This window comes from Enteractinococcus helveticum, assembly GCF_001657475.1.
GTDB lineage: Bacteria > Actinomycetota > Actinomycetes > Actinomycetales > Micrococcaceae > Yaniella > Yaniella helvetica.
Map to the genome: position 1 here is coordinate 1 of NZ_LXEY01000070.1, position 867 is coordinate 867.

General features: G+C 57.8%; 1 protein-coding gene. It reads left to right on the forward strand.

Translation table 11 applies throughout. The features are described 5' to 3' along the window. Window positions 1-842: Mu transposase domain-containing protein (locus A6F49_RS14540; RefSeq protein WP_043055279.1), on the forward strand; the 842-nt coding region annotated here is incomplete at its 5' end. Window positions 843-867: the final 25 nt, after the last annotated feature.

Consider the following 867-nt stretch of genomic DNA (forward strand, 5'->3'; position numbering starts at 1 on the left):
AACAGGTGATCGAAACGTCGTTGTTTTCGGCTTTCCGACTGCATTACCGGGCCCACTCGAGGTTTTGCAATCCCGATTCGGGTCATGAGAAAGGCAGCGTGGAAAACGCGGTAGGGTTCTTACGGCGTAACCTGCTAGTGCCAGAGCCGCAGGTGACATCCTTGGACGCGCTGAACACGATGTTGTTGGCTCGGTGTGATGACCTGGCCTCTGACAATCATTACCGCCATGGGGTTCCAATTGGTGATCTCTTTGCCCAGGATATCCAAGCGTGTTTACCGCTACCGGGTATTGGGTTTGATCCAGTCCGGTATGAACCACGCAAAGCTGATCGACGGGGCTATATCCAAGTCGAGGCCAACACCTACGCGGCCGGGCCCAGTTTCCACGGCCGATCCCTGACCGTAGGGATCCGGGCCAACACGATTGAAATCCTGGATGAAGATGCCACCCCGGTGGTCACCTTCCAACGAGTGTTTGGCCGCCACGAAGGCACCATTTTTGAACCAGCAGCCCTGTTACCGTTACTGATGGCCAAACCCGGTTCCTGGAGTCACTCACCGGTGCGCCGACTGGTCGATGATCCGATCCGCGATTGGTTAGACACCGCCGCAACATCAGACAGGCGTCGACTCTTTGAAAGTCTGCACGAGGCGGCCCAAGCCACAGATTTTGCCACCGCAACCAGTGCGGCCACCCAGATAATCACCACCGGCGACGACCCCGGCCACGCCGCACTAGGGATGCTCGCTCGTCGGATGGCCCAAGGCAGCGAACCGGTCGCCTCAGTGATCGATCTAGGCATCTATGACCAACTCACCCAACGGGAGGTCACCGCATGACCACCACGATTACCGTTGACGAGAT